This window comes from Acetivibrio cellulolyticus CD2 (assembly GCF_000179595.2).
GTDB lineage: Bacteria > Bacillota > Clostridia > Acetivibrionales > Acetivibrionaceae > Acetivibrio > Acetivibrio cellulolyticus.
On sequence record NZ_JH556659.1, the window covers coordinates 682,941 to 706,993 of the forward strand.

A 24,053-nucleotide genomic window follows, 5' to 3' on the forward strand; every position below is an offset into this window, starting at 1 on the left:
AGCCAATTCGGTTGGGCCCTAGCATAAGGAATAATAGATTTGGGAGGTGCTTTTTATGAAGTTTGATACAATAGAAGCTGCTATAGAGGAAATTAAGCATGGCAGGATGGTGGTTGTTATTGATGATGAGGACAGGGAAAATGAGGGAGACCTTTTAATGGCTGCAGAGCTTGTTACGCCTGAAAGTATTAATTTTATGGCGCGATATGGAAGAGGATTGATTTGCACGCCTATTACAGAATCGCGGGCAAAAGAGCTGGGAATTAATATAATGGTAGAAAAAAACACGGAACAAATGAGAACAGCTTTTACCATAACAGTGGATCATAAATCTTCTACAACAGGTATTTCAGCTTATGAGAGGTCAAATACAATAAAAGAGCTTACGAACTCCGATTCTAAACCAGCTGATTTTGTCCGACCGGGACATGTATTTCCGTTGATTGCGAAAGATGGTGGAGTTTTAAAAAGATCGGGACATACAGAAGCTGCAGTTGATCTTGCCAGACTAGCAGGACTTTTTCCGGCAGGAGTTATCTGTGAGATAATGAATGAGGATGGAACAATGGCAAGGGCTCCGCAGTTAATTGAATTTGTAAAAACTCACGGTTTGAAGATTATTACTATAGCTGACCTTATAAGCTATCGTAGGAATACAGAAAAACTTATAAGCAAGGCTGCAGAGGCAAAGTTGCCTACTGAATATGGGGATTTTAAAATTGTTGCTTTTGAAAATGGAATAAATGGTGAACATCATGTAGCATTGGTAAAAGGAGATGTTGCAAGTTCAGATGAACCTATCCTGGTAAGAGTGCATTCTGAATGCCTTACCGGAGACGCTTTTCATTCCTTAAGATGCGACTGTGGGGAACAACTTGATGCAGCGCTTAGAGAGATAAGCAAGGAAGGCAAGGGTGTTTTGTTGTATATGCGTCAGGAGGGCAGAGGTATAGGTCTTGTGAACAAGGTACGTGCTTATGAACTTCAAGATAGAGGCAAGGATACAGTAGAGGCAAATGTGCTTCTTGGATTTCCACCAGATTTGAGAGATTATGGGATTGGGGCTCAAATATTATATGATCTTGGAATAAGAAAGATCAGGTTGCTTACCAATAATCCCAAAAAGTTGGTTGGTCTCGGGGGATATGGACTTGAAGTGATTGAACGGGTTCCGCTTCAGATAAAAGAGAACGAGGTTAACAGGTTTTACTTACAAACAAAGAAAGAGAAGATGGGACATCTGTTAAATGAATTAAATACTATAGAACATCAGGAGGAAGATGAAAATGGAAATTAAGACAAACGAAGGAAAACTTATTGCTAGCGGGTTAAAATTTGGAATAGTAGTTGGGCGTTTTAACGAGTTTATAAGCAGTAAGCTTTTAGGTGGAGCAATAGACGGTTTGATCAGACATGGTGCGGAGGAAGAAAATATTGAAGTTTCCTGGGTTCCAGGAGCGTTTGAAATACCTTTGGTGGCTTCAAAAATGGCTGCTTCAAAAAAGTTTGATGCTATAGTATGTGTGGGTGCTGTAATAAGAGGGTCAACACCGCATTTTGATTATGTATCAAGTGAGGTATCAAAAGGAATTGCAAAGGTATCGTTAGATTCAGGGTTGCCAGTTATTTTTGGAGTATTGACAACCGATACAATTGAGCAAGCTATTGAAAGAGCTGGTACAAAGGCTGGCAATAAAGGATATGAAGCAGCAGTGACAGCAATTGAAATGGCTAATCTTTTAAAGAACTTATAGGCAGATTTTAAACACTATTTAAATGATAATTGGGAGTTATACATTTATCATCTTTTATGTAACATAGAGGGCGTAATAAAAGCTATGGGGCGCTTCCATAGCTTTTCGTTTTTTTACCTAAAAGCCTACTCAATAAGTCCTGCATACTTTAACCTGAGGTCGTCAACATTTCGTACAAAACCCACGCTAATTGTGTTATCCTTATCGTTATTTTACAGATTTTCAAAATGAACTGAGTTTATTTTTGGCATCTACGCGCCTATTCAACATTTCTATCATTGCAAACATGAGTACGAGTATACTGCCGGTGAAGAAAGGCATAAGTGAATATCCTATTTTTGATGCAAAAATACCAAACAGTGGGGGCATAAATGTACTCCCAACATATGCACATGCCATTTGCACACCCATAATTGACTGAGAATATTCCGCCCCAAAGTTTGCCGGAGTTTCATGTAACAAGCTTGGGTAAATTGGTGCGCAGCCTATTCCTGTCAATATCAAGCCAATTAATGAAGTAACCTGCCCAAATGGCAGCATAATCATTAGTATGCCAGATGCCAGTAGAACTTCTCCTAAATGAATTATCTGCCTGTTATTCATCTTAAGTGTAATAAATCCTGATAAAAATCTGCCAAAGGTAATGCCAAAAAAGAAAAGAGATGCCCATTTTGCCGCTGTTTCTACCTGAATTCCATGGGCCATGACCATAAAGCTGCTTCCCCACAGGCCTGTTGTTGATTCTATGGAACAGTAGCAGAAGAATGCTACTAATGCTTGTTTCGCTCCAGGCAGTTTCAAAAGGTCTTTTTTACTTATGATTTTATGTTCGTGTGCTATTTCACCGGATTGTTCTTTATTGGGGTGAAGCTTATTAAGTGAAGCTGCTTTTTTCCAAAATGGCAAGCTGGCAATTAATATTACAACAAGAGTAAACTGAATAATTGCTACCGCGCGATAACCTGATTGAAAGAAATATCCTCGTTCCAAGAAATAAGACATGATGATTGGACCGGTCATAGCTCCAACACCCCAAAAACAATGAAGCCAGCTCATATGCTTTGCTTTATAGTTAAGTGCGATAAAATTATTAAGAGCAGCATCTACCGAACCAGCCCCAAGTCCTAACGGAATTGCAAACAGGCAGAGCTGATAAAACTCACTACTTACCGAAAATCCCAGTAATGCTCCAGCTGTTATCAATACACTAATGGAGGTAACCAAGCCGGTTCCAAACTTTCGAATAACCTTATCACTAAATAAGCTTGATACAATTGTTCCTCCAGCAATAATCATAGAAATAATCCCAGCATATGAGATTGGTACCTCCATATTGGGATACATGGATGGCCATGCTGAGCCAAGCAATGAATCCGGTAATCCTAGACTGATAAATGCTAAATAAATTATGATAAGTAAAATTGTTAATACCATTCTGCTATTACCCCTTTTCTCTCTAATTCACTGAGTGCTATTTGTGTCATTCCACATTCAAAGTCCTTTTCCAGGTTTTTTTCAAATTGAATATATGGTGAAAACTTTCCCTGAAGGAGTTCTTGTACCCGTAACACTAAATTTTCAAAGATCTCCTCTGTCAAAAAGTCTCCATAGAACACAATGCATTCCGGTGCCAGTATGCAACTGCATACAACAGCAATTTGGCTAAACATAAGAACTATTTCTGCCGGATTATCATAATCCACTTCATTCCAGGCGGGCTTTAGAGGTATCCAGCCAACTTCACCGGCAAAGTTTTTACGTCCCTTGTATATGTCCCCATTTATAACAATACCTGCTCCTGGGCCATAGACTCGTGGATAATAAAGTCCAACTACAGTATGTAATCTTTCAGTATTTTGACGTGCATAATATCCAAAGACGGTAGCATTGATATCATTTTCGTAGAGCACCGGTACCCCGTACTTTTCTTTATAATGAGATAAGAATTTGTCCCCTACGATACCAGGATAATCATGCACATAAATAACACCATTTTCCTCTGCACCGGGAAGACCGAATACTATTGAACAAATGTTTTCATGAGTTTTAAAAGCAGACTCTATCCATGTATCAAAAGTATCTGTAACAACATTTGAATAATATCCCTTTTTGCGATCTATGCATTCTCCGAATGAATTAATAATCAACATGTTAAAAAGATTCTGATAATTATCTTGATGTCCGTAAATGATGATTGCTTTTCTATAGTTTCCGTCATAAACATATTGCTTTGAAGGTCTCCCCCCATTTGATGGAATTTCATCACCTTTTATTACTTCACCTGCAGAAACCATTTCACTAATCAGCGAATTAACAGTGACTACACTTAATTTGGTTAATGTAGACAATTCAGGTTTCGTAGCTTTTCTACGCTCTTTTAAGACTTGTCTTAAGATATTCTTATTTATCTCTTTCATTTGTGTTCGATCTGCTTTTAACAATTATTGCACCCCTTTTGATTAGTCTGCATGATGTAATTATCAAAATGCAAACTTAATACAACAACTTTATAAAGTTGATATATTAAGTGTACGCTAACTTGTAATAAAAGTCAAACACTGCAAAAGGAACTTTGTATGGAGTTTCGCTTAAATATAAAATTAAGAAAGGATAATAAACTCTAAAATTAGAGTGTCGAGGCTTTTATTTCTAAGTGCTTCGACACTCTAATTATTTTTAAAAAATAGCTGATTTTGTTTTTGAATAAGATCTAACTTAACTCCTTGAACTTCCTTATAGATTCTTCCTGTTCTTTCTTAAGCAGCACCAAGTATTTCTTTAGGAGGTTAGGAGTATGTACATCCGTATAGACGATTTTAAGACCATACTCGTAATTATAGGTATCCTTTACCTTCCTGATTATAGTGGCTTTAAGATTAATTGTAACACCTGCACCTGCGTGTATTTCAAATTTAAGCTCTTGGTATAAAGGAAAGTCAGCTTTTGAGAATATCATCATACCACTATAGCTGATGTTCTTAACTATAGCAAGATGCTTCTTTTGCGATTCTCCAATTCTTGCTTCGGCGTAAAGTGATACAGGAAATCTTACAAACAGTCTTTTGTTTGTAGTTGTTTCGTAATTATCGATTTTTATTTCAATTGTATTTTCATCTTTGTCCAAATTCAAAATTGTACAACTTGAAATATAAATCTCGTTTTCCAATTCTGACCCGAGTACCAAAGGGTCTCCTTGCGAACAATTGAGAAGTGTTATATCTTCAACAGGCTTTACTAGTATTACTTCGTTTCGAGAGTCCAGTACCAGACTTTTAAACAGCTTTGTTCCGGAGAAATGACGAACAGATACAATGTCTCCTGTCTTAATTTCCATTAATATCACTCCATTACTATTATTGAAGTAAAATGCGTGAAAAGTCATATTCGTGCCATTAAGATCAAAATAAAAGAGAAAGCTTATAAATTAATAATATATCATAAAATCATTTATAACAAGATAAAAAATAAAAATAAAAATATGCAAAAAACGACAAAAAATCATTTTATAAAATAATAACATATTGCAGCAATGGTTGCAAGTAAAATGGTAGAATATACCTATAAAAAATATGTTGACAAAATATTTATAAGCCTGTATAATTACTTTTGCAATTGTTGATATGCGGGTTTAACTCAGCGGTAGAGTGTCACCTTGCCAAGGTGAAAGTCGCGAGTTCAAATCTCGTAACCCGCTCCAAAAAAATGTAGGATAATTGTTGGATTAATTCCTACATTATATGCGGGTGTAGTTCAATGGTAGAACATCAGCCTTCCAAGCTGATTGCGTGGGTTCGATTCCCATCACCCGCTCCATTTGAAGAGTCGTATGAGTATTTATTCGTACGGCTTTTCTGTTATATATACTCTGTTTCATAAGAAGCGAGTTATGCTTTTCGAAATTATACCATTTTTGTTCGAGATATTTTTATTGGAATAAAAATTTAATATGTTATAATAATTGTGGATTAGGTTATCATTAATTGGTGTTTCAGGAGAACTTAATTTTATTGCTAAATGTAGATTTTTGAAATGCCTTGGAACAATAGATTTTTATTTAGGGGGAATTTGATGATGTTTTCTGTTACTTTAAGGGAAGTCATGGATGAATTTCAGCTTGAGGATATATCTAGCTGCAAAAGGATTGATGACATTGTAATTACTTCATCTGATATAAACCGTCCTGGTCTTCAGCTTGTTGGTTATCTGGAGTACTTTGGAACAGATAGAATTCAGATTATAGGGAAAGTTGAAACTACATACCTTGCGGCTATGTCATCTGAGGAAAGGTATTCTCGTTTGGATGAATTCTTCAAATGCGGCTTCCCATGTATGGTTGTTGCAAGGGGATTGGATGTTTTCCCCGAGATGATAGATGTATCACGCAAGTATGAAATACCTATCCTTAGGACTAATGATATTACTTCGAGGTTTTTAAGCGGAGTTATAAGGTACCTCAATGTGCAGTTGGCTCCAAGGATAACCAAGCATGGAGTATTTGTTGAAGTATATGGGGAAGGTATTTTGATACTGGGAGAAAGCGGAGTTGGTAAAAGTGAAACTGCCCTTGAGCTTGTAAAAAGAGGGCATAGACTTGTAGCTGATGACGTTGTTGAGATAAGGAGAGTGTCCGATAAATCGCTTGTTGGTACAGCACCTGATATCATTAGGCACTTTATTGAAATAAGAGGGATAGGAATCCTCGATGTTAAGAATCTTTATGGAGTTGGATCTGTAAAGGTTACTGAAAATATAAATTTGGTTATTCAGTTGGAATTCTGGGATGAAAAGAAGAACTATGACCGTTTGGGTTTGGTAGATGAGTATACGGATATTCTTGGTATAAATGTGCCTTGCCTTATTATTCCAGTAAGGCCAGGAAGAAATTTGGCTATAATAGCTGAGGTCGCAGCAATGAATAACAGACAGAAGAAAATGGGTTATAATGCTGCTAAGGTTTTAAATGAGAGGGTTCTAGGGGAAATTAACAAGGCGACACAGGAATAGGTTTTGCATAGTTTAGAGTGAAAAAGGTCTTTATTTAGATAAAGTACAATTGGAGGGTACAAATTGAAATTTGTTGTAGACACACATACTCACACTGTAGCGAGTGGACACGCATACAGTACCGTACAGGAAATGGCGAGGGAAGCGGCGGTTAATGGTATAGAGATGTTTGCTGTTACTGACCATGGTCCTGCAATGAAGGGCGCACCGTATTTTTATCATTTTAGTAACTTAAGGTCAATTCCGGAAGTATTATATGGGGTAAGGGTATTAAAAGGTGTAGAGGCTAATATTGTGGATTATGATGGAAATGTAGATATGCCTGATGATTATTTGAGAAGGCTTGATTTTGTTATGGCAAGTTTTCATGATATATGTATAACACCAGGTTCAAAGGAACAACACACAAATGCGTATATTAACCTTTTGAAAAATCCATATATTGATGCTATAGCACATCCCGGTACTCCTCAGTTTGAGGTGGATATTGAAGAAGTTGTTTCGGCTGCTAGAGAATATGGAAAATTCATTGAGATTAATAACCACTCATTTATGGTCAGAGCTGGTTGTGAAGAAAATTGCAGGAATTTTGCCATTGAGTGCAAGAAAAAGGGTGTAAAAATAGTATGCGGAAGCGATGCTCACATAAGTTTTGAGGTAGGTAAGTTTGACAGAGTGGAAAGGCTTTTAGATGAGATTGGAATGCCTGAAAGTCTTGTTATGAATATTTCAGTATCTAATTTTAATGAATTTATTGAGAATAAAAGGAAAAGAATAAGAAAAGGATAACGCTATCTATTCTATAAAGCATTTGAACAAAGTAAAATATAATAGATAAATATAAATAATATGGCATATGCCGGCTAAAAGTAAGGGGCTGGAATTATTGGAAAAAGAAATGTTTTTAGAACTTCTTGAGAATCTGGTAGGGAAGGAAAACATAAAAGTTGATGAACCCATGAAAAGGCATACATCCTTTAAAATCGGCGGTCCTGCAGATTTATTGATTACACCTGCTTCAGTGTCCCAGTTAGGTGAATTAATTAAGTTATGTAATAGACAAAATCTGCCGATTTTTATTATGGGAAATGGAACAAATCTGCTTGTGTCCGACAAGGGCATTAGAGGGGTTGTAATTAAGATATATGATAATTTGAATGGCTATACAGTAAAGGAAGATTGCATTGAGGCTTATGGTGGTATATTACTCTCTAAGCTTTCCGGTATTGCTCTTGAAAATGAGTTGGCCGGGTTGGAATTCGCATCGGGCATACCCGGGACCTTAGGCGGTGCAGTTGCTATGAATGCAGGAGCTTATGGTGGTGAAATAAAAGATGTGGTTATTGAGACGGAATTTATTGATAAAGATGGAGATATAAAAGTCTTAAGGGGCGATGAACATCAATTTGGCTATAGGACCAGTTTTATACAAAAACAATCAGGAATTGTGGTTAGATCCATTATTAAGCTGAAAAAGGGTGATAAAACATCTATTAAGACATTGATTGATGATCTTACAGGGAGACGAAAGGATAAACAACCCTTGGAGATGCCCAGTGCCGGCAGTGTTTTTAAAAGGCCTGAAGGTTATTTTGCCGGAAAGTTGATTGAAGACTGTGGACTTAGGGGATATTCCATAGGTGGCGCCCAGGTGTCCGATAAACACTGCGGATTTATTGTAAATACGGGAAATGCTACATCAAAGGATATAATGGATTTGATCAGCCATATACAGAAAACTGTTAAGGATAAGTTTAATGCTGAACTGCAAACAGAGATAAGGATTGTTGGAGATTACTAGTTAGAAGTATATTTATTTTTAGTTAACTATTAGGAGGTACAAATGAGGTTCTTGATAATTACGGGGGTTTCGGGGGCAGGTAAAAGTTTGGTTGTTAAGTATTTGGAGGACTTAGGCTTCTTTTGTGTTGATAATTTACCCCCGGTATTGATACCTAAATTTGCGGAGATTTGTGTTCAAAGCAGGGGAAAGATAAACAAGATAGCATTGGTCATTGACATTAGGGGGGGAGAACTTTTTAATGCCTTATTCCCTGAACTAAATGCTTTAAAGGAATCTGGTTTATCTTATGAGATATTGTTTCTTGAGGCTTCAGATAAAGTTCTTATTAAAAGATTTAAAGAGAGCAGAAGGATTCACCCTCTCGCGCCTGAAGGACGATTGATGAAAGGTATAAATCAGGAAAGGGAGCTTTTAAGGGAAATAAAGCGAATTGCAACCTATATAGTGGATACCTCAAACTTAACACCAAGACAGCTTAAGGAAGAAATATCCAATATATTTGTCGAAGGTAAGAAATTTGAAGGAATGATAATTAATATAATATCCTTCGGATTTAAGTATGGAATCCCTATTGATTGTGATCTGGTATTTGATGTAAGATTCATACCAAATCCGTATTACATTGACAGCATGAGAAGGTTGTCGGGAAAAAGTGACGCGGTTAGGGAATATGTACTGGGTTTTAATGAGACAATAGGTTTTTTATCTAAACTTTATGATATGCTTGAGTTTTTGATTCCAAGTTATGTAAAGGAAGGCAAGTCGCAGCTTGTTGTAGGTATTGGTTGTACAGGAGGAAGGCATAGATCGGTTGCGATTTCAGAAGCTTTATTTGCCTTTCTTTCAGGAAAAGAACATAGGGTAGTTATAGAACATAGGGATATAGAAAAGGATGGCAAGGGGGCCAAAAAATGAGGCTTCTCAATTTAATAAGATTTAATAATAAAAGGCGTATATATTTATTATTAGATCTTGCAGGGAGTTTCGACATATTATTGGGAATGTTTCTGGTTTTAAGATATCGTGATATTCTGGATTTGGCTTTATCAGTAATACTGATATTAGTAGGTTGTACCTTAATTTATCCGTCAATTCGGCATTTTATAAATATTTCTAAGAGCCATCTAAAAGGTAGCTCGTCAAAGATTTCAAATAATCAAACAAATGAAAATGATTTTATCAGCAAAAAGATGCTTGCAAAAGGTCCCAAAATTGTTGTAATCGGAGGGGGAACAGGACTCTCAACTATGCTTAGAGGTTTAAAGGTTTTTAGCTCAAATCTTACTGCTATTGTCACAGTAGCGGATGATGGCGGTGGGTCAGGAGTTTTAAGACAAGACCTTGGTATGCTGCCACCGGGGGATATACGTAACTGTATTCTGGCGCTTGCAGATACGGAGCCTGTTATGGAAAAGTTGCTGCAGTACAGGTTTAAGGATGGAATGCTGAAAGGTCAAAGTTTTGGGAACCTCTTCCTTGCTGCTATGGATGGGATATCTGACAGTTTTGAAGAGGCAGTGAAAAAAATGAGCGATGTACTTGCTGTTACGGGAAGAGTTTTACCTGTTACACTTCAGGATGTAAAACTATGTGCAGAACTTGAAGATGGCTATCTTGTAAAAGGGGAGTCAAGAATTGGCAAGCATAACAGTTTCCATAGGGGAAAAATAAAAAGTGTATATTTAGAGCCCATATTGATTAAGCCTTTGCAAGAAGCTATAGACTCAATTCTTGAAGCAGATATGATTGTACTTGGGCCTGGGAGCCTTTATACCAGCATAATTCCAAACCTCCTTGTTCCGGGAATTGGCGATGCTATTAGAAAATCCAATGCAATAAAGGCGTATGTGTGTAATGTTATGACACAACCGGGAGAAACAGAGGATTATAGTGTATCAGACCATGTAAAGGCGATTGAAAAGCATTCATATAAAGGCATAATTGAGTATTGTATTGTTAATTCTGCAGAGATTCCAGATAGCCTTAAGAAAAAATATTATGAAGATGGTGCAACTACCGTAAAGGTTGATGCAGAAGCATTGGAAAGGCAAGGGATAAAAGTTATTGATGATGATTTTGTTTGTATAAATAACAATTATATTAGACATGATACTAAAAGACTTTCGAAAATAATTATAAATCTTTGTGAAAATAATTGCACTAACGAAGAAAAAAAGGATTCATTTACTATCACGAGTGCCTAGCAGTAAAGGTAGCAAGCTAATAAAAGGAGGATATGATATGAGATACGGCAAATCAAGTTGGAGAACTTTTGAGCAGGGTATTCAGAAAGAATGGCTACTGACCAATGGAATCGGTGGATTTGCATCTTCAACCATTATTGGAGCCAATACACGGAGGTATCATGGACTTTTGGTTGCATCATTAAAACCTCCAGTTAACAGGCACCTGATAATATCTAAAATAGATGAGAGTATAACAATTGGAGATGAGTCGTTTGATTTGTTTTCCTATGAAGTACCCGGTTTTATAATGAAGGGTTATCTTCATATGGAAGGTTTTGAGCGGGATCCTCTGCCAAGGTTCATATATAGGGTAGGAGAAGTATATATAGAGAAAACAGTTAGTATGGTATATGGCGAAAATACAGTGGCAATTGTATACCATATCAAAAACGGACAAGATAGTGCAAACTTAAGACTGACGCCGCTTATTAACTTCAGAGACTATCATTATAGTTCAAAGAAAGAATACCTAAACTTTAACAAAACTGTTGTAAAAGAAGAAATGGTAACACTAAAACCCCAGTGTTATGATATTGATATCAGCTTATTTTGCAATGGGGGCGGATTTAAACCGATTGACTATAGCTGGTTTTATAATATGGAGTATGCTATTGAAAGGGAAAGAGGTTTAGGTTCAATAGAAGACCACTATATACCCGGATATTTTGATATAAGCATTAAACCCGGAGAGGAAAAGTATATTACTGTAATTGCGACAGTTGAAAAAGAAATAAAATCAAAAGACGGTCTGAAGATTATCAATGATGAAATTGAAAGATTGAATGGACTGGTGAAAAAAGCGGGATATGATGATGAGTTTGCACAAACTCTTGTTAAGAGTGCAGACAATTTTATTGTGCATAGGGAATCCACAAACGCTAAAACTATAATTGCAGGTTACCCATGGTTTACAGATTGGGGAAGGGATACAATGATTGCTTTTCCGGGCATAACTCTTGCTACGGGGAGATTTGATGATGCAAAAGAGATCCTGTATACGTTTTCAAAGTATGTCAAGGATGGGTTAATACCTAATATGTTTCCTGATGCAGGTAATGAGCCTCCGTATAATAGTGTTGATGCTCCTTTATGGTATTTTGAGGCTGTAAATAAGTATATCAATTATACGAAAGACTACAATTTTGTAAAAGAAAATATTTATAATGGTCTCAAGGAGATTGTTAGTTCGTTTGCCAAAGGTACAAGGTATGACATTAAAATGGATAATGACTTTTTGATAACTGCAGGTAATGAGCATACGCAGCTAACATGGATGGATGCGAAGGTAGGAGATTGGGTTGTTACTCCGAGGCATGGCAAAGCAGTAGAAATCAATGCTTTATGGTATAATGCATTAAGGGTTATGGCTGTACTTTCAGAGTATTATGGTGAAAGCAGTAAATACTATGATGATTTGGCGAAAAAAGTCAAAAAGTCTTTTGCTGTGAATTTCTGGAATGAGAAACAAAGATGTTTATTTGATTGTTTGACGGTAAATTATAAGGATGATAAGGTTCGTCCAAATCAGATTATGGCTGTAAGCCTTTCATATCCAGTTGTTGATGGGGATATGGCGAAGAGTGTAGTAAATAAGGTGTTTAAGGAACTATACACAGCCAATGGGCTTAGGAGTCTTTCACCAAAATCGAAGGATTATATAGGCATATATATAGGAGATCAATACCATAGAGATGGTGCATATCATCAGGGAACGGTATGGACCTGGCCATTAGGTCAGTTTATAACAGCATATATGAAAGTAAATGACTATTCAGAAGAAGCAAAGAAGACTGCAATGGGTTTTATTGAATTTATTAAGGATCATTTAAATGATGCTTGTATAGGTTCTATTTCAGAGATATTTGATGGCGATGAGCCTTTGATTCCTAGAGGATGCTGTGCTCAGGCATGGAGTGTTGCAGAAATTTTGAGAGCATATGTTGAAGATATAAGGAATAGATAAGGAATAGATAAAGTGAAAAAAATAAGTTATACTGGCGTTTTTTGAAAAAATGATATATAATCACAATACAATTTGTTTTGATTGAGGTGTCTAATTTGTCGTTTTCATCGTCAGTAAAAAATGAACTTTGCAGATCTGATGCAAATGGCAGATGCTGTATGCTCAGCGAATTAGCGGCAGCTATTAGAATAAGCGGCCTGATTAAAGCTATAAGTCCGAATGAGGTTTATTTGAAAATTACAACGGAGAATGCTGCTTTTGCAAGGCGAGTGTTCTCTTTGCTAAAAGTTCTGTATGGTGTAAATGCCGAAATCAGTGTAAGAAGGAGTAAGAAGCTTAAAAAGCATGTCCTGTATATATTGGTTTTGACTTCTTCGATAGGATTAATGAAGATTTTAAATGACATTAACATAACAAATATTAATGCTTCGAAAGTTGGTTATTTACCCTATGAATTAGATAAGAAAAAGAGGTGTTGTAAGAAAGCATACTTGAAAGGTGCTTTTCTTGCTGCGGGGTCAATGAGTGATCCTGAAAAGACATATCATTTGGAGATAATCAGTCACCAAAATGCACTTGCTAAAGAAGTTAATGATTTGATAGCTTTTTTTAATTTGAACGCAAAGGTTATAAAGCGAAAGGGATATTATGTTGTGTACCTAAAAGAAGGAGAGAATATTGTAGACTTTCTCAATATAATTGGGGCACATGGTGCACTTCTTGAGTTGGAAAATGTACGTATAATTAAAGAAATGCGCAATAATGTTAACAGGATAGTAAACTGTGAAACCGCAAACCTGCAAAAGACGGTAGATGCGTCTATAAGGCAGGTAGATAATATCAAATATATAAGAGACAACCTAGGCTTTGATAATTTGCCTGAAAACCTTAGACAAATAGCTGAGTTAAGGCTTGAATATAGTGATGCAAGCCTTAAAGAGTTGGGTGAGATGTTAAGTCCACCATTAGGTAAATCGGGAGTTAATCACAGGCTTAGAAAGCTAGATGAGATTGCAGAAAATACTAGATCAATGAAAGGAGAGTTATGATTGGTTGAGAAGACTATTGAAATAACTAATCCAACAGGGTTACATGCAAGACCTGCTGCTTTGTTTGTTCAGACTGCTGGTAAATTTACTTCAAATATATGGATTAAGATTGGTCATAAGAAAGTAAATGCCAAAAGTATAATGGGACTCATATCTCTAGCAGTATCTAAGGGAACTGAAATAGTTATTGTAGCAGAAGGGGAAGATGAAGAACTTGCTGTAAGTGAGATTGTTGACCTGATTACAGCTGGTTTTGGAGAATAAAATTCAAGGTTATGATGGAGAACGCTTTAATACATAAAAATTTAGCTTATATTATGACAGGGTTGTTTTAATTAACGACCCTGTCGTTTTTTTGTGTAATTTGCCAGGCAAATGTTCAAAAATCGAATGGGGTCTAAATGCGCTGAGATTTTTGTTAGAAAAAATTTTTTTGCATATTACAAAACATTACATTATTTTTTGAAGGAGAAGTTTGGGAAATAAAGAATGAACATAATTACAACACAGGTGGAGGGGATAAAAATTGAAAGTAAAAATTTCTTACAAGGGAAGCACGTTAATCGCAGGCGTTATGGGTGAACTTGATCACCACTCGGCAGAGTATATCAGGGAGAAGATTGATTCTGAACTGATTAAAGCTACAACAAAAAATGTGATATTCGACTTTTCAAAGGTAACATTTATGGATAGTTCTGGAATTGGTGTAATAATGGGAAGATTTAAAAATGTCCAGAAGCTAAACGGTAAATTGTCAGTTGCTAATGTTAGTGATCAATTGATGCGAATTTTTGAGATGTCGGGATTACTTAAAATTATACCCGCTTATGATAATATAGATGTAGCTATTAATAAAATGTAAAGGGGAATAAAAATGCAACCTATAAATCAAATGAAATTGGAGTTTTCAAGCAAATCGAGCAATGAAGCTTTCGCAAGGGTTGTAGCAGCAGCTTTTGTATCTCAGATTGATCCTACTTTAGAAGAACTCGCAGATGTTAAGACAGCCGTTTCAGAAGCTGTAACCAATGCAATTATACATGGTTATGAAAATTCAAACGGATTGGTGAGAATGGAATGCGTTTTATATAGGGATGGTGTAGAAATATTTGTTGAAGATGAGGGACAGGGTATATCAGATGTTACCTTAGCAATGCAGCCAATGTATACGTCAAAACCTGAGATGGAAAGGTCCGGTATGGGCTTTACAGTAATGGAAAGCTTCATGGATAGGGTGGAAGTTGTATCTGAAGTTGGTAAAGGTACTAGAGTGTCAATGTATAAGAAGTTTACTTCTTTAGATAAACAATCTTAAAGGAAAATAAAAGCTTTGGGGCATTTAGCATACTTATTTATATGTGTATATGGATAAAGTTAGAAAAAAATCAATAATTTGAATGATTTGATGTATAGATACTAGCATAGCGGTAATAATTTGTACATGGAGTACATTTTTTTGTATGTAAGCTGCACTAGAGGTATTATATAAAGCATTATGCAATTTATAAACAGATGAACGTCATTTTACAATATTTGAATTTAGTAATATTAATTGAATACTGTAAAATGTAGCTTGAAAAAACTAATGCGGTTATAGGAGTTAATATGGATGAATTATTTGATATGGAAACTCTGGAATTAATAAAAAAGGCCAAATCAGGGGATAAACAAGCTCAGTCTATATTGGTGGAAAGAAATGTGGGTCTTGTTTGGAGTATAGTTAAAAGATTTCAAAACAGAGGATATGAAACTGATGATATATACCAGATAGGATGTATTGGCCTTATTAAGGCTATAAAGAAATTTGACGATTCTTTTGATGTCAAATTTTCTACTTATGCAGTGCCTATGATTATTGGAGAAATAAAAAGGTTTATAAGGGACGATGGAATTATTAAGGTTAGCCGTTCATTAAAAGAGCTATCTAATAAAATAAGGGTTACAAAAGAGATTATGATGAAAGAATTGGGGCGGGAGCCATCGATAAGTGAGATTTCTTTACGCATGGATGTTGCTGCAGAAGAATTAGTAATGGCGATGGAAGCTAATTGCTCGCCGGAATCTTTGTATAATACTGTGGGCGATAGTGACACATCTACTGTTCTTTTAATAGATAAATTGAATAATGAGAGCAATGATGAAGAAGTGGATCTTGTTGATAAAATTGACTTAAGACTGGTTCTTAATACACTTAAACCACGAGAAAAGCAGATAATTATACTGAGGTATTTTAAAGAAAAAACACAGGTTCAAATTGCAAAAATGCTTGGAATATCGCAGGTTCAGGTATCGAGAATTGAAAAGAAAATTTTGGATGAAATCAAGAAAAAAATTAAATACATGTAGATTAAACCTATTTTAAGTAATATTAAACAATATGTTTTTGCATATTGTTTTTTTATTTTTCCAATACTAATTTCATAATGAGTAATTGCTTGAAATATTATCAAGTATTGTTTTGGAAAGGGGTGGAATTAATTATGATAGGCGTATTGGAAAGACACAAGGGTTTAATTTTGTTTATTAGTTTGGTTATAATTTCTTTGTTTTTGTTAATTGTTTACTTGATGCCAAAATCAAGTAAAATTCCCTCAAAAGGAGTTTTTGTTTTAGAAACCAAGTATCATTTAATATTTGATGGAGGTATAAATGCAGAAGACTTTAACTAAGAAGGAATATCAGAAGTATGTAGATGATAAAACCCCTAATTCCAAAACCGTTAGAAATGTGATTAGAGCATTTATTGTTGGTGGATTTATCTGTATAGTAGGCCAGTTTATAACAAATATTCTTAAAGCAAAAGGCTTTGGACAGGATGAAACAGCAAGCCTAACGTCTATATTGATGATTTTTTTGGGAGCACTATTAACAGGATTAAATGTCTACGATGATATAGGACGTTTTGCCGGAGGTGGTTCAATAGTACCTATAACAGGTTTTGCAAATTCCATAGTATCTCCTGCAATGGAGTTTAAAAGCGAGGGATATATACTTGGTGTTGGAGGCAAAATGTTTGTTATTGCTGGACCCGTATTGGTATATGGAATTTCTACAGCGGTAATTGCAGGAATAATTCATTTTATGCTGAGTTGAGGAGTATTTTATGGCAACTAAAAGAATTGGAAAACAGACAGTAAAACTACAGAACCCTCCAAGCATTATTTCAACGGCATCTATTGTTGGTCCGAAAGAAGGGGAGGGACCGCTTAGGCTTTATTTTGATGAAATTATAGATGACGAGCTTTGGGGTGAGAAAAGTTGGGAGAAAGCGGAGAGTAAGTTAATGAGGGAGACTTTTGCCAAGGCATTAAAAAAGGCAGATAAAGCAGCAGGCGATATGGATTACATTGTTGCTGGGGATTTGCTTAATCAATGTATAGCAGCTAATTTTGGTCTTCGTGAATCGGGAGTTCCAATTTTTTGTGTTTACGGTGCCTGCTCAACGATGGCTGAATCCTTGAGTTTAGGGTCTATGCTGATCGATGGCGCTTATGCAAATAATGTTGTGTGTCTTACCTCAAGCCATTTTTGTTCTGCAGAAAAGCAGTTCAGATTTCCGTTGGAATTGGGAACACAGCGGCCTCCTTCTGCTCAATGGACAGTTACGGGTTCGGGAGGGGTAGTGCTTTCCAACAAAGGAGGCGGTCCATATATTACACATGTTACGACCGGAAAAATTGTTGATATGGGTATAAAGGATGTAAATAATATGGGAGCGGCTATGGCTCCTTCTGCTATGGATACAATTGTTACACATTTTAGGGATACAGGATTTACTCCGGAAAGCTATGACTTAATTGTTACTGGAGATCTTGGGGCGATTGGAAAAGAAATATGCAATGAGCTTACTAAAGAGCAGGGCTACAATATCAGTAATATATATAATGACTGTGGAGTAATGATATTTGACCGTGAAAGGCAGGATGCACATGCAGGTGGAAGCGGATGTGGGTGTTCTGCAACAGTATTTGCCGGCTTTATTTACAAAAAGCTTATGGAAGGCGTTATTAATAACGTTCTATTTGTAGCTACAGGTGCGCTGCTTAGTACTACAAGCTCACAGCAAGGAGAATCAATACCTTCAGTAGCTCATGCAATAAGCATTTCTAATTTTATACAATAATTTTGAAAACCGGGTGATGAGAATGGGCGGAAATATATGGACTTATATAAATGCTTTTATAGTTGGAGGCGTTATTTGTTCTGCAGGGCAAATACTTATTGACAAGACCAAGCTTACAACAGCAAGGATACTTGTAATATTTGTGACGGCGGGTGCGATTTTGGGGTCACTTGGGGTGTATCAAAAATTGGTTGAGATAGGTGGTGCAGGGGCAACAGTACCTTTAACAGGGTTTGGCTATAACCTTGTCAAGGGTACGTTTAGGGATGTAGAAAGCATAGGGCTTTTAGGCGCATTTACCGGTGGGGTAAAAGCGGCAGCAGCAGGTATAACTGCAGCTATATTTTTTGGGTATCTTACATCCGTTGCATTTAATCCAAAAGCGAAAAGGTAGATTGATTTGGGAGTTGATAACATGGAAAAAAGAAAGGTTATACTGGTCACTGATGGTGATCCAGTTGCAAGGAGTGCAGTTGAACTGGCAACTTCAAATGTAGGAGGAAGATGTATTTCAGCCTCTGCAGGCAATCCGACTGTTTTGTCTGGAGAAGAAATCTTAAATCTTATAAAAACTGCTCCTCACGATCCTGTTGTTGTTATGGTTGATGACAGGGGTACTAAGGGTAAAGGTGAGGGTGAGATGGCTATGGAGACGATTATCAGCGATGACAGCGTTGATGTTTTAGGTGTAGTGGCAGTTTCTTCAAACGGTAAGGAGTGTAAGGGGATACCGATAACCTGTTCAATAACAAAAGAAGGAAAAATTATAGAAACCGGAGTGGATAAATACGGTAATGATATTCAAGGCGAAAAAATATGCGGAGATACCTTGAGTATATTAAAAGACATGAAAGATCTTGTTATAGTGGGAATTGGGGACCCGGGAAAAATGGAATCAACTGATGAAATTACCAAAGGTTCACCAATAACTACGATGGCATTGCGAGAAATCTTGAAAAGAAATGGGATGTCCTAATAAAAATCGTAAGTTAAAAAAATTTCATATATGGCATAATCAAGGGGCAGGAGTAATTCCTACCCCTTGTACTAGTGGAATATAGATATTTTTTGATGTTCATGTAAAGTATTCTATTCTTGAATCAGGAAAATTATTATTTATCAACTGGGAAATATAATCTTTTACTTCATCGGAAGTTTCTTTGGGATAAACATATTTATATCTGCCATACATTCCCCATTTTATAGCTCTTTTAGATTCTTCCATATCGAGTTTGGTATTTGGAAACCTGTTTAAAATAACATTTTTGGCCGTGGAAGTAAATCTATGTTGAATAAGCTCAAATGTAATAGGTTCTTTAATATTTTTTAGATCTAATCTTTTTGCCAGCGCCTCAAATAGTTCTTTGTATTGATCCTTCCAGCCGTCATAAACCATAAGGGGAGCCACAATAAAGCCTAGTGGATAGCCGGCATTTGCAATTTTTGATGCAGCTTCAATCCGTTCAGTAATATTTGCTGTATTGTGCTCGAAAGTATCAATTACATACCTGGAATTTATACTAAACCTGAAGCGTGTATGACTATTATGTTTGAGGTCTAGCAACGAATCTACATTGTCAAACTTTGTAACTACTCTTAACCTGCCATTGTTAAGGCTTCCGAAAAATTCGATTGTTTTTGCCAGGCTTCCTGTGATGTGTTCAATCGCAAGAGGATCGCCTGCACTTGCAACTTCAAAGGTAGTTACATTACCACTATTTTTATCTATATACTTCTTAATTGAATTAAAAATATCGTCAATATTTACATAAGCTCTCAGGTAGGGCTTGAACGATTGAGTTGTATGAAGGTAGCAGTATTCACAATTTCCAGGACAGTTGGTAACAAGTGAAAATTCATAATCTGCTGAAGGCTTGCATATGTCAAGATTAAGTGCTTTTTTTGTAGTAATTACCAGAGTTTTCTTAGCATGTGCATATTTATGATTTTCAGTTTCGCCAGGGATTGATTGGAGCACTTTTTGAATAGGAGCTTTAATAATCTCTATATCTCTTGCAGAAAAGTACTCTAAGAGTTTTTGACCTAGTGGATATTTTAGAGATGTCGGTTCAAAAAATACTCTTTCCGGGGAAAATAGCTTCATTATAAATACATCCTTCCCAAATTGATGTAATGTTATTTTATTAGGATTCGCCGAAGTTTTATTTTCAGCATTTCTTAGTATTATTCCTAAGAGTTAATAATATTATTCCTAATAAAAGACCGGTTTGTGAAAAGCTGTGGAAATATGGCAAATATGGTACAATTGTTATGACGTATTTATTATAAAAATATTGTGAAAAATGTATACTAAAAAGAAGGATTTTAGAAACTATCTATAGAATTATAAAAATGACATACTTATTTCTGCGTGTTTTTGTATGTTAAACAGTCAATTTGCTTTCTTACATCTTAGATAGTTTTTAATTAAGAATACTTGTTTATCATGCTTATCAAGTAAATGCTTGTATGTCTTTAAAATTTCTTTAAGCAGTACAAAATTGGTGGTTATTTTCAGATAAATGTTAAACACCTGGTTTTAAATATTTTTTATTCTGCAATTCAGTATATGTAGAGAAGGTGGTATCAGTTTATGAATGTTGAATATATAAATCCATTCATAGAAGCGAGTCAAACGGTTTTAAAACAGGCAGCAAATATAGATGCAAAGCTGGGAAATGTTACGTTGAAAGATTCCCCATATACGAGTGACAGTGTAGTGATTTTTGTTGGACTAACAGGAAAGATTAGAGGTCAGGCAGTATTTTCAATGACTAAGAATGTAGCTCTTGGCATAGCATCAGCTATGATGTGCGGTATGCCGGTAACTGAGCTTGATGAGATATCTAAGAGCGCTATATCTGAGCTTACTAACATGATACTGGGAAATGCTGCAACTATTTTATACAGTAAAGGTATTGGGATAGAGATCACACCACCTTCGTTTCTGATGGGAGACAATTTGCAAATTTCGCCCACAAAAATGAAGACTATTTGTGTACCGTTATTATTTAATGGAGAGGACCAGTTGGAAATCGATATTTCTGTTATTGAGTAGCATATTAAGATTAAGTTGGATAGATGTTAAAGAAGATGGTTGAATAGACCATCTTTTTTTGTTACCTCCTTTATTGTCAGTTGATTTTAATATATAATTTATGAAAAGAATTTACAATTAGTTTTAGGAGGAGTAAAATTGGCTATAAATATAGTGTTGGTTGAACCTGAAATACCCCAAAATACGGGAAATATTGTTAGAACTTGTGCTGCTGTTGGTGCAAGGCTGCATTTGATAAAACCGCTGGGTTTTTCTGTTGAAGATAAGTATTTAAAACGTGCAGGCCTGGACTATTGGAATGAGGTAGACATATCTTATTATGATAGCTTTCAGGAGTTAAAAGAAAAGTATACTGGTTGTTCATTTTATTATGCTACAACTAAAGCTGTAAAAAACTATGCTGAAATTGAATATCCGGATAATTGCTTTTTAGTGTTTGGAAAAGAGACTAAGGGTTTGCCGGAGGATATTTTAGTAGATAATAGAGAATGGTGTATAAGGATTCCTATGATAGGAGAGATCAGATCCCTTAACCTCTCCAATTCAGTGGCAATAATTGTTTATGAGACTTTACGGCAAAAAAACTTTGATGGAATGACAACTCATGGAAAGTTAACAAAATACAACTGGTAACGAATAAATATGAGGTGATCTTAAATGATTAACAGACAGAGAATGGTAGATGAATTTCTTGAACTGGTCAGGATTGATAGTTTGACTTTTAAGGAAAGGGAAATGGCGGACCGTTTGAAAATAAAGCTGGACGATATGGGGTTTTCAGTTGAAGAAGATGATGCCGGAAAAAAAATTGGTGGTAATGCTGGAAATCTGATATGTAAGATTGCTGGAAATAAAAATGCACCAGGGGTGCTATTGATGGCTCACATGGATACAGTGGTGCCAGGTATTGGGAAAAAGCCAATAGTAGATGGAAATATTATAAAATCTGATGGAAGTACAATATTGGGTGGAGACGATGTTGCAGGAATAGAATGCATCCTCGAAGCTATAAGGGTTTTAAAAGAGAAAAAGGTGCCCCATGGAGATATTTTTATTGCTTTTACTGTTGCCGAAGAGGGTGGACTGTGGGGAGCAAAAAATCTTGATACAGACAGAATAAATGCAAAATTTGCTTTTGTAATGGATGATGGAGGGAGTATTGGGCATGTAGCTATTACTGCACCTTCGCAAAACAAGATTGATGTAGTAATAACAGGTATGGCAGCACATGCAGGTATTGAACCGGAAAAGGGAGTTAGCGCAATTCAGATTGCAGCAGAAGCAATTTCGGGTATGAAACTCGGAAGAATCGATGATGAAACTACTGCAAACTTAGGTATAATAAGTGGTGGGCAGGCAACCAATATAATATGTGAACGGCTTGAGATAAAAGCGGAGGCGAGAAGTAGAAATATGGTGAAGCTTGAGACTCAGACAAAGCATATGAAAGATTGTTTTGAAAAGGCGGCAGAAAAGTTTGGAGGTAAGGTTGAGTTCAAATCCGAGCTTCTATATCCCTCATTTAGTATTGGTGAAGATGATGATATAATCAAAATACTTAAGGAAGCTTCAAATAAGGTAGGTATAGAACTTAAACTTGAAGCGACTGGAGGTGGCAGCGATACGAATATAATAAATGAAAAGGGTATAGAGGCTGTTGATATAAGTGTAGGTATGGATAAGGTACACAGTGTTGAAGAACGGATTTGTATTGATGACATGGTGAAAGCAACAGAATTTTTGGTTTCTATAATTGCTTCAGTCGAGTAGTAGATGAGTATTGTTGCTTTTGAATTGTGCAGTTAATTGATAGATGAGATTTTAAATATATGAAAGTAAAACTAATATTTTGAAATGTAGATATGGAGGTTTAAATATGGTTAAAAGGATAGGCGTGCTCACTGGCGGTGGTGATTGTCCGGGGTTGAATCCAGCATTAAGGGCTGTAGTTAAGACCGCAATTGTCAAATACGGTTATGAAGTAATCGGATTCAAAGATGGTTATAGAGGTTTGGTGGAAAACAATTTTGTCAAGCTTGAGTTAGATGACGTATCAGGACTCCTTGACAGGGGCGGCACAATACTAGGTACTTCCAACAAGGATAACCCATTCAAGTATAGAACGGAAATAGATGGCAACATAGAATACAAGGACATGTCAAAAAGGGTATTAGAAAACCTGGATATGTTCGGAATAGATTGCATGGTATTTATAGGTGGGGATGGTACACTTACAAGTGCAAGAGATTTTATGAGGATGGGAGTTAAAGGAGTAGGTGTGCCAAAGACAATTGATAACGATCTTTCTGCTACTGATAGTACATTTGGATTTATGACTGCCGTATATACTGCTACGGAAGCAATTGACAAGCTGCACTCAACTGCTGAATCACATCACAGGGTAATGATTCTTGAAGTCATGGGAAGATATGCTGGCTGGATAGCTTTAGAGTCGGGTATTTCAGGAGGCGCAGATGTAGTTTTGATTCCGGAAATACCTTACGATATAAATAAAGTTGCACAGAAAGTAATGGAAAGGAAAAACCGGGGTAAAAGCTTTAGTATCATAGTAGTAGCTGAAGGAGCCAAATCTGTTCAGGGAGATGTTGTAATCAGTAAAGTTATCAAAGATAGTCCTGACCCTATAAGACTTGGTGGTGTTGGAAACAGAATTGCAGAGGAAATTGAAAAGCTTACGGGGATTGAGTCCAGGGTAACTGTTTTAGGGCATCTACAAAGAGGAGGGGCCCCTGTTCCTTATGATAGAATACTTTCTACAAGGTTTGGCGTTCATGCTGTAGAACTTATTAATCAGGAAAGGTTTGGTATGATGGTAAGCCTTAAGGGCAATAGTATTTCAGAGGTACCTGTTGAGGAGGCGGTTGGTACTTTGAAGACAGTAGATCCGAATGGTGAACTTGTAACTATAGCTAAAAGCCTTGGTGTAGGTTTTGGCGATTAAGTTGGTTTTTTGTTATATTATTTGTAATTAAGGATTTTTGAGATGATAACTGTCTCTTGGAAATGTAAAAAAGGGGCAGTTGTTATTCTC

General features: G+C 36.2%; 26 protein-coding genes and 2 tRNA genes. 24 read left to right on the forward strand and 4 right to left on the reverse strand.

Annotation, left to right across the window (positions count from 1 at the left end; all coding sequences use genetic code 11):
- Positions 1–55: 55 nt before the first annotated feature.
- On the forward strand, positions 56–1,297 hold the full coding sequence (locus ACECE_RS0222905; RefSeq protein WP_010251468.1) for a bifunctional 3,4-dihydroxy-2-butanone-4-phosphate synthase/GTP cyclohydrolase II: 1,242 nt from the start codon (positions 56–58) through the stop codon (positions 1,295–1,297).
- Positions 1,287–1,754, forward strand: coding sequence for a 6,7-dimethyl-8-ribityllumazine synthase (gene ribH / locus ACECE_RS0222910; protein ID WP_010251471.1), 468 nt, complete (start codon positions 1,287–1,289; stop codon positions 1,752–1,754). The genes ACECE_RS0222905 and ribH overlap by 11 nt, the downstream gene beginning before the upstream one ends.
- 222 nt (positions 1,755–1,976) lie before the next feature.
- Here ribH and ACECE_RS0222915 read toward each other — a convergent pair whose 3' ends face one another.
- The 3 genes from ACECE_RS0222915 to ACECE_RS0222925 form a co-directional block, all read right to left on the reverse strand.
- Complete coding sequence (locus ACECE_RS0222915) at positions 1,977–3,188, reverse strand: MFS transporter (protein WP_010251474.1); 1,212 nt, start codon at positions 3,186–3,188, stop codon at positions 1,977–1,979.
- A complete protein-coding gene (locus ACECE_RS28685; protein ID WP_010251477.1) occupies positions 3,179–4,195 on the reverse strand; it encodes an ROK family protein in 1,017 nt (338 codons plus the stop codon). The genes ACECE_RS0222915 and ACECE_RS28685 overlap by 10 nt, the downstream gene beginning before the upstream one ends.
- A gap of 269 nt (positions 4,196–4,464) precedes the next feature.
- A complete protein-coding gene (locus ACECE_RS0222925) occupies positions 4,465–5,088 on the reverse strand; it encodes a PilZ domain-containing protein (RefSeq protein ID WP_010251480.1) in 624 nt (207 codons plus the stop codon).
- A gap of 288 nt (positions 5,089–5,376) precedes the next feature.
- Between ACECE_RS0222925 and ACECE_RS0222930 the strand changes: the two genes are divergently transcribed.
- The 18 genes from ACECE_RS0222930 (at position 5,377) to ACECE_RS0223015 (ending at position 18,919) form a co-directional block, all read left to right on the forward strand.
- Positions 5,377–5,451: transfer RNA gene (locus ACECE_RS0222930), tRNA-Gly, on the forward strand.
- A 42-nt stretch (positions 5,452–5,493) separates the two neighbouring features.
- A tRNA-Gly gene (locus ACECE_RS0222935) sits at positions 5,494–5,567 on the forward strand.
- Between the two features lie 258 nt (positions 5,568–5,825).
- Entirely contained in the window at positions 5,826–6,758 is a 933-nt protein-coding gene (gene hprK, locus ACECE_RS0222940; RefSeq protein WP_010251483.1) for an HPr(Ser) kinase/phosphatase, read from the forward strand.
- Between the two features lie 63 nt (positions 6,759–6,821).
- A complete protein-coding gene (locus ACECE_RS0222945) occupies positions 6,822–7,547 on the forward strand; it encodes a phosphatase (RefSeq protein ID WP_010251486.1) in 726 nt (241 codons plus the stop codon).
- Positions 7,548–7,656: 109 nt separating this feature from the next.
- Complete coding sequence (gene murB, locus ACECE_RS0222950; protein ID WP_407636682.1) at positions 7,657–8,559, forward strand: UDP-N-acetylmuramate dehydrogenase; 903 nt, start codon at positions 7,657–7,659, stop codon at positions 8,557–8,559.
- Positions 8,560–8,601: 42 nt separating this feature from the next.
- Positions 8,602–9,477, forward strand: coding sequence for an RNase adapter RapZ (gene rapZ / locus ACECE_RS0222955; RefSeq protein WP_010251492.1), 876 nt, complete (start codon positions 8,602–8,604; stop codon positions 9,475–9,477).
- Positions 9,474–10,766, forward strand: coding sequence for a gluconeogenesis factor YvcK family protein (locus tag ACECE_RS0222960; RefSeq protein ID WP_010251495.1), 1,293 nt, complete (start codon positions 9,474–9,476; stop codon positions 10,764–10,766). Before rapZ ends, ACECE_RS0222960 begins: the two co-directional genes overlap by 4 nt.
- A gap of 37 nt (positions 10,767–10,803) precedes the next feature.
- Positions 10,804–12,771 (forward strand): amylo-alpha-1,6-glucosidase, encoded by a 1,968-nt coding sequence (locus ACECE_RS0222965; protein WP_010251499.1) that lies wholly within the window; start codon positions 10,804–10,806, stop codon positions 12,769–12,771.
- Positions 12,772–12,866: 95 nt separating this feature from the next.
- The gene (whiA, locus tag ACECE_RS0222970) at positions 12,867–13,820 is read left to right on the forward strand and encodes a DNA-binding protein WhiA (protein ID WP_010251502.1); all 954 of its coding nucleotides are present in this window, start codon (positions 12,867–12,869) and stop codon (positions 13,818–13,820) included.
- Positions 13,821–14,084, forward strand: coding sequence for an HPr family phosphocarrier protein (locus ACECE_RS0222975; RefSeq protein ID WP_010251505.1), 264 nt, complete (start codon positions 13,821–13,823; stop codon positions 14,082–14,084).
- A gap of 262 nt (positions 14,085–14,346) precedes the next feature.
- Positions 14,347–14,682: an anti-sigma F factor antagonist gene (spoIIAA, locus tag ACECE_RS0222980; protein WP_010251509.1), complete on the forward strand. Its 336-nt coding sequence runs from the start codon at positions 14,347–14,349 to the stop codon at positions 14,680–14,682.
- A gap of 12 nt (positions 14,683–14,694) precedes the next feature.
- The gene (gene spoIIAB, locus ACECE_RS0222985) at positions 14,695–15,135 is read left to right on the forward strand and encodes an anti-sigma F factor (RefSeq protein ID WP_010251512.1); all 441 of its coding nucleotides are present in this window, start codon (positions 14,695–14,697) and stop codon (positions 15,133–15,135) included.
- A 290-nt stretch (positions 15,136–15,425) separates the two neighbouring features.
- Complete coding sequence (gene sigF, locus ACECE_RS0222990; protein ID WP_010251515.1) at positions 15,426–16,166, forward strand: RNA polymerase sporulation sigma factor SigF; 741 nt, start codon at positions 15,426–15,428, stop codon at positions 16,164–16,166.
- A 134-nt stretch (positions 16,167–16,300) separates the two neighbouring features.
- On the forward strand, positions 16,301–16,489 hold the full coding sequence (locus tag ACECE_RS0222995) for a hypothetical protein (RefSeq protein WP_010251518.1): 189 nt from the start codon (positions 16,301–16,303) through the stop codon (positions 16,487–16,489).
- Positions 16,470–16,913, forward strand: a complete 444-nt coding sequence (gene spoVAC, locus ACECE_RS0223000) for a stage V sporulation protein AC (protein ID WP_010251521.1) — start codon at positions 16,470–16,472, stop codon at positions 16,911–16,913. Before ACECE_RS0222995 ends, spoVAC begins: the two co-directional genes overlap by 20 nt.
- 10 nt (positions 16,914–16,923) lie before the next feature.
- Positions 16,924–17,943: a stage V sporulation protein AD gene (gene spoVAD / locus ACECE_RS0223005; RefSeq protein ID WP_010251524.1), complete on the forward strand. Its 1,020-nt coding sequence runs from the start codon at positions 16,924–16,926 to the stop codon at positions 17,941–17,943.
- Between the two features lie 22 nt (positions 17,944–17,965).
- Positions 17,966–18,337: a stage V sporulation protein AE gene (spoVAE, locus tag ACECE_RS0223010; RefSeq protein ID WP_010251528.1), complete on the forward strand. Its 372-nt coding sequence runs from the start codon at positions 17,966–17,968 to the stop codon at positions 18,335–18,337.
- A gap of 21 nt (positions 18,338–18,358) precedes the next feature.
- Entirely contained in the window at positions 18,359–18,919 is a 561-nt protein-coding gene (locus tag ACECE_RS0223015) for a stage V sporulation protein AE (RefSeq protein WP_010251531.1), read from the forward strand.
- 99 nt (positions 18,920–19,018) lie between these two features.
- Here the strand turns inward: ACECE_RS0223015 and splB are convergent, their stop codons facing one another.
- Positions 19,019–20,047: a spore photoproduct lyase gene (gene splB, locus ACECE_RS0223020; protein WP_010251535.1), complete on the reverse strand. Its 1,029-nt coding sequence runs from the start codon at positions 20,045–20,047 to the stop codon at positions 19,019–19,021.
- Positions 20,048–20,536: 489 nt separating this feature from the next.
- On the opposite strand from splB, the gene ACECE_RS0223025 reads away from it, so the two are divergent.
- From ACECE_RS0223025 to ACECE_RS0223040, 4 genes are all read left to right on the forward strand, one after another.
- Positions 20,537–21,001 carry a chemotaxis protein CheX gene (locus ACECE_RS0223025; RefSeq protein ID WP_010251538.1) on the forward strand — a complete coding sequence of 155 codons (465 nt, stop codon included), beginning with the start codon at positions 20,537–20,539 and terminating at the stop codon, positions 20,999–21,001.
- A 138-nt stretch (positions 21,002–21,139) separates the two neighbouring features.
- Complete coding sequence (trmL, locus tag ACECE_RS0223030) at positions 21,140–21,634, forward strand: tRNA (uridine(34)/cytosine(34)/5-carboxymethylaminomethyluridine(34)-2'-O)-methyltransferase TrmL (RefSeq protein ID WP_010251541.1); 495 nt, start codon at positions 21,140–21,142, stop codon at positions 21,632–21,634.
- A gap of 24 nt (positions 21,635–21,658) precedes the next feature.
- Positions 21,659–22,771, forward strand: a complete 1,113-nt coding sequence (locus tag ACECE_RS0223035; protein WP_010251544.1) for a M20/M25/M40 family metallo-hydrolase — start codon at positions 21,659–21,661, stop codon at positions 22,769–22,771.
- 106 nt (positions 22,772–22,877) lie between these two features.
- Positions 22,878–23,963 (forward strand): 6-phosphofructokinase, encoded by a 1,086-nt coding sequence (locus ACECE_RS0223040; protein ID WP_010251547.1) that lies wholly within the window; start codon positions 22,878–22,880, stop codon positions 23,961–23,963.
- Positions 23,964–24,053: the final 90 nt, after the last annotated feature.